The 5,588-nt window shown below is 71.0% G+C and carries 4 protein-coding genes; 2 read left to right on the top strand and 2 right to left on the bottom strand.

What is annotated here, in order from left to right:
* Nucleotides 1–429: 429 nt before the first annotated feature.
* The gene (locus AX744_RS04410) at nt 430–2,949 is read right to left on the bottom strand and encodes an ABC transporter permease (protein ID WP_061015504.1); all 2,520 of its coding nucleotides are present in this window, start codon (nt 2,947–2,949) and stop codon (nt 430–432) included.
* Complete coding sequence (locus AX744_RS04405) at nt 2,949–3,716, bottom strand: ABC transporter ATP-binding protein (protein WP_061015502.1); 768 nt, start codon at nt 3,714–3,716, stop codon at nt 2,949–2,951. The genes AX744_RS04410 and AX744_RS04405 overlap by 1 nt, the downstream gene beginning before the upstream one ends.
* A gap of 108 nt (nt 3,717–3,824) precedes the next feature.
* On the opposite strand from AX744_RS04405, the gene AX744_RS04400 reads away from it, so the two are divergent.
* Together AX744_RS04400 and AX744_RS04395 are read left to right on the top strand one after the other, a co-directional pair.
* Nucleotides 3,825–5,057, top strand: coding sequence for a sensor histidine kinase (locus AX744_RS04400; protein WP_231728737.1), 1,233 nt, complete (start codon nt 3,825–3,827; stop codon nt 5,055–5,057).
* A partial coding sequence (locus AX744_RS04395) for a response regulator (RefSeq protein WP_061015503.1) occupies nt 5,045–5,588 on the top strand: 544 nt, incomplete at its 3' end. The genes AX744_RS04400 and AX744_RS04395, both read left to right, overlap by 13 nt.

Raw genomic sequence — 5,588 nt, 5'->3', positions numbered from 1 at the left:
CCGATGAAGACCATCGACGAGGCGACGAGCGCCGTGCTGACGGCGCCCCCGATCAGCTTCTTCGCGCGGCCCCGCCAGCGGCTGAACCGCTCGGACGGAAGGCCATCGGATGTGTGGTCCTTGCGGGCAACACGGAATCCCATGACTGTCTCCCCATTCATCGCTTCGCCGCTGCGCGTTCGCGCACGGAAGCCCCCGCCCCCTCAGGCGACCGCCGAGCACCATTCGGGCATGGTGGACTCGGTCCGGGCCACCGCCAGCCTGGCGTGGGCGCGAGGTCCGTTCCGGGCGGGCGCAGGTTTTTCACCCCGCCTTTTCACCCCTCCCTCCCGTGCCACCTCCCCGACGCGCGAGGGGGACCGCCGCGCGCGGGGGAGACGCCGAGCAGGCGCACCGTGGAGACCGGTGCGCCTGCTCGGGTGCGGGGCGCTACTGTCGCGACCCGATCTCGTCGATCGGAGGCGTGCGCATCGACGAGACGGTGCCGATCCACATCGCCACGAGCGCCAGCGCGCCCATGACACCGACGATCGCCAGCGAACCGAGCACCGGGAGGGCGGGTACCGGCTGGCCCGAGATCCCCATGCTCACCCCGATGAGCGGAGGGATCGCGACCACGACACCGAACACCATCGCGATCACCGCCACCAGCATCGCCTCGACGCGCATCATGGCGCGCACCTGCCTGCGGGACGCGCCGATCAGCTGCAGCAGAGCCAGTTCGCGCGAACGCTCCCCCGTCGCCATCACGAGCGTGTTCACCACCGCGATCGCGATGTAGCCGAGGATCACCAGCAGAGCAATGAGGTTCGTCCACCCCTGCTGGGCCTGCGCTCCCGCACCCGCAGCCCGCAGCCCCGAGCCTTCGCTCACGGTCAGACCGCTCGCGCCCAACGCTGCACGGACCTCATCCGTTGCGCCCGCGTCGACCGCCACGAGCGCGAAGGCATCGAGACCTGCCGTGGTGTGGGCACTGACCGCATCGGCGGCCATGGTGAGGTCGCCGAAGCCGAGACCCCGCTCGTACACCGCGACGACCGCGGCCTCGAAGGGCGAGCCGTCGCCCAGGTACCCGACGACCGTTCCGCCGATGTTCAGCCCCAGCGCCTGCGCGGCGTCCGTGCTCACCGCGACCGTGGTGGTGCCGTCGAGCTGCGCGAGCGCCCCCTCCCGCACCCGCAGATCGAGGCTGTTCGCGATGTTCGTCGGATCGAGGCCCTGCAGCACGTGCTCGTCTCGTTGGAGCTTGCCTTCGAAATCGAAGGAGTCCACCACCGCCGCGCTGAGGGCGACCCCCGAGACCTCGGCCACCCCTGGTGTCTCACGGATGGTGTCGATCATGTCGGGCGAGAGACCCGCCGGGGCCGTCACGCGCAGGTCGGCGATGACGCCGGCACTGGCCTGCGTCGCCGCCTCGGCCGCGATGATCGACGGCGCCCCGATCTGCACGAGTCCCAGACCGATGCCGAGGGCGATCGGCAGGATCGCGGAGGCGAGGCGCCTGCTGTTGGCCGCGGCGTTCGCCGAAGCGAGGAAGCCGGCGGATGAGAGCCGATGCAGCACCGCTCCGATCAGGCGGACGCTCAGCGACACCAGCCACGGGCCGAGCACCGCCAATGCGATGATCAGCAGCATGGCTGCGCCGGCCGCCGCACCGGCCGCGATCTGCCCGCGCACCACCAGCGGCACGGTCGAGACCGAGATGCCCGCAGCGGCGAGCACGATGCCCGTGATGATGCGAGGCAGTCCGATGGCGGGGGCACCCGTCGCCGACTCGCGCAGAGCCTCCACCGGATCGAGTTTCGCGACCCGAGCCGCCGCGATGCGCGCGGCACCCCAGGCGGAGGCGAGCACGAGCAGCACCGCTCCGACCGCGGGAAGCGGACTGAATGCCAGGGCGAAGTCGCCCGGGATCACACCCCCGGCGACGAAGGCCGACTGCAGCACGGTCGACAGCAGGTATCCCGGCACGATGCCGAGCAGAACGGCGACCGCCGACACCCACAGCACCTCACGGGCGACGAGCGCGTGCACCTGGGAAGGGCTCGCACCGACCGCGCGCAGCAGGGCATAGTCACGACGGCGCGACTGCACCGACAGCGACAGCGTGCCTGCCACGATGAACATCGCCACGAGGATGCAGGTGCCGACGAACGCGCTGCCGATGGCCACGAGCGTGGACCGCGCCGCACCCGAGTCGAGGAACTCCACGTCGCCGCGGGCGTCACCCGTGCGGGCGACCAGGCCGGGGTCGGCCTCGTGGATCGCGCTCGCCGTCTGCTCGGGATCCGCCCCGGAAACGAACACGCCGAGCGCCTGCGGGGCACCCCCGTGCGGGTCGAGCTGGTCGATGCGGCGCTCGCTCAGGAAGACATGTGCGCCGCGTTCGGGTGCGACCGGAGCGGCGACCTCGCCGACGACGCGGTACTCCGACGGCACGCCGCCGTGGGCAAGGACGACCGTGTCGCCCACGGCACGACCGCTGCCGACGGTGACGACGACCTCATCCGCCGCCGCGGGTTCCTGCCCCTCATGCAGCTCGAAGCCGGTCAGAGCGGTGGCGGGCCAGGGGTGCGCCTCGACCACGACGGCACCAGCCGCATCCGCTTCCTGCAGGACGAGAGGAACCGTGACGTCGGCGACGACGCGGTCGACTCCCGGAAGGGCGGCGATGTCGCGCACCGCGTCGACCGGCAGCGGCGCGCGCTCCCGGAGGGGAACCGGCAGGTCCTCCGGCACATCCACCTGCTGTGGCGCACCGACCACGATGTCGACCGCGGAGTAGCGCTCGGGCGCCAGCCCTCCGCGCATGCCGGATTCGACGAGCACGCCGAGGCCCGTCACCAGTGCGCTCGCGACGAACACCGCGACCGCCACGCCGACGAAGCTTCCGCGGTGATGGCGAAGGTCGGCGCCGACAAGTCGCCCCAGACCCAGCGACCCCGACATCACCACTCGCCCAATGCGCTCATGCGGGCGTTGATCTGCGCAGGGTCGGCACCGTCGAGGTATCCTGCGAAGACTCCGTCGGCGAGGAAGATGGTGCGATCCGCGTGCGCGGCCACCACGGGGTCGTGGGTCACGACCACGACGGTCTGATTCAGCTCTCGTGCCGTGTGCGCGAGCAGATCGAGCACCTGCTTGCCCGAACGGGAGTCGAGGGCGCCGGTCGGCTCGTCGCCGAACACCACATGGGGCCGGGTGATGAGCGCGCGGGCGATCGCCACCCGCTGCTGCTGACCGCCGGAGAGCTCGGACGGGCGGCGGCGGCGGAACTCGGTGAGCCCCACGGCGTGGAGCAGGAAGTCGAGCCACTGCGTTTCGAGACGACGGCCGCCGAGCCGCAGCGGCAGCGTGATGTTGTCCTCGACGTTCAGAGCCGGCAGCAGGTTGTACGCCTGGAAGACGAATCCCACGTGATCACGACGGAACGCCGTGAGCTGGCGCGCCTTCAGCCCCGAGATCTCGGTCCCGCCGAGGTGCACGGTGCCGCTGCTCGGCCGGTCGAGTCCCGCAGCGCTGTGCAGCAGGGTGCTCTTGCCCGAGCCGGACGGGCCCATGATCGCGGTGAACGTGCCCTTCGCGATGGCGAGATCCACGCCGCGCAGGGCGGTGACGCGGCTGGCGCCGGAACCGTAGGTCTTGACGACGGACTGCAACCGGAGTGCTTCGGAGGGCCGCGTGTTCACGGCCGAGGCGAGTGGTGTGGAGGTCATGATTCGACGCTAGGGACGGGCCGGGCGGCATCCCATCCCGCCCGCTGCCGCTTCGATGGTGGGGCTGGCTATACCGTGCCGTCGCGATCGCTCGGGCAGACTGTGAGAGTGAAGGACCGATGGATGCGCCGCTGGCTGCGAGCGTGGGGATACCTGGCCGTCGAGGCCGCGGTCTCGATCGCATCCGTGGTGTTCCTCTGCCTGGGCATCGTGCTGCTCCCCTTCATGATCCTCACGGGCGGCGTGCTGCTCATGCCCGAGACCGTGCAGAGCCTGCACCGCTGGACAGACCTGAACCGTCGACGTGTGGGCGCCTACCGGGGCGAGGAGCTGACGCCGATCGGCCACGTGCTCCCGCCGGGCTCAACGCTCGACGATCGTCTGCGCTTCGCGTTCTCGCGCGCCACCGGCCGAGACGTGCTGTGGCTGGCGGTGCAGGGGATTCCGGTGCTGTTCGTCTCTCTTCTGACGATCTCGCTCCCCGTCGCGGCGATCAACACCCTCGCCATCACCTACTACTGGCAGTTCGCCCCCGCCGACGACCCGGTCGGCTCGGTCTACCCCGTCACATCCTGGGAGCTCGCGGCCACGATGCCGCTGCTCGCGGTGGCGTATGCGCTCCTCGCGGTCTTCCTGATCCCGGCCGTCGCCCGTCTGGTGTCGTTCGTGTCGGCGAAGCTGCTCGCGACGCCGGAGAAGTCGCGCCTCGCGGCCCGTGTCGACGCCCTGACCCTCAGCCGTGCTGCCGCGCTCGACGCCCACGCGGCCGAGCTGCGCCGGATCGAACGCGATCTGCACGACGGTGCGCAGAACCGCCTGGTCAACGTGGTGATGATGCTCGGGATCGCCGAGCGCGCGCAGGAGATCGGCGGCGACGTGCTCGAGCCGCTGCGGCGAGCGCAGGATGCCGCAACCGAGGCGCTCGCAGGGCTCCGCCGCACGGTGCACGACATCTACCCGCCGATCCTCGATGAGCTCGGTCTGGAGGGAGCCCTGGCCTCGCTCGCCGGGCGCACCGTGGTGCCCTGCACGGTCGAGACGGACCAGATCGGACGTGTGCCGGCGGCGGTCGAGTCGGCCAGCTACTTCGTCGTGGCGGAGGCGCTCACGAACGTCAGCAAGTACAGCGAGGCGACCCGGGCCGCGGTGCGGGTCGAGCGCGACGGCGAGCTTCTGGTCATCACGGTCGAAGACGACGGTGTGGGCGGCGCGGTCGAACGGCCGGGTGGCGGTGTTGCCGGCATCCGTCGCCGCATCGAGGCGTTCGAGGGCACCCTTGACGTGACGAGTCCAGTCGGGGGCCCCACCACCCTGAGAGCGGAGCTGCCATGCGGATCGTGATCGCCGAAGACGACACCCTGCTGCGCGAGGGGCTGGCGCTGCTGCTGCGTAGCGAGGGGTTCGATGTGGTCGCCGCCGTCGACAACGCCGACGATTTCCTCGACCGACTGGATGAGGCGGATGCCGCGGTGGTCGATGTGCGGATGCCTCCGACCTTCACCAGCGAGGGCTTGAAGGCCGCCGCCGAGGCCCGTGCCCGTCGCCCCGGCTTCCCCGTGCTGGTGCTCTCGGCGTACGTCGAGGATCGCTATGCCGGTGAGCTGCTGGCGGCAGGAGCCGACGGTCTCGGCTACCTGCTCAAGGAGCGGGTCGGCAAGGTCGCGGCGTTCATCGACGCCCTGCGCCGCGTCGCCGCGGGTGGCACGGTGATGGATCCCGAGGTGATCTCGCAGTTGATGAGCCGTCGTCGCGCCGACGACCCGGTGCAGACGCTGACTCCGCGCGAGCGCGAGGTGCTCGGCCTCATGGCGGAAGGCCTCGACAACGGCACGATCGCCGACCGGCTCTTCGTGACCGAGACCGCGGTGAGCA

This window comes from Microbacterium sp. CCH5-D1 (assembly GCF_001557335.1).
GTDB classification, from domain to species: Bacteria; Actinomycetota; Actinomycetes; order Actinomycetales; family Microbacteriaceae; genus Microbacterium; species Microbacterium oxydans.
This window is presented reverse-complemented; position numbering and strand designations above follow the sequence as displayed.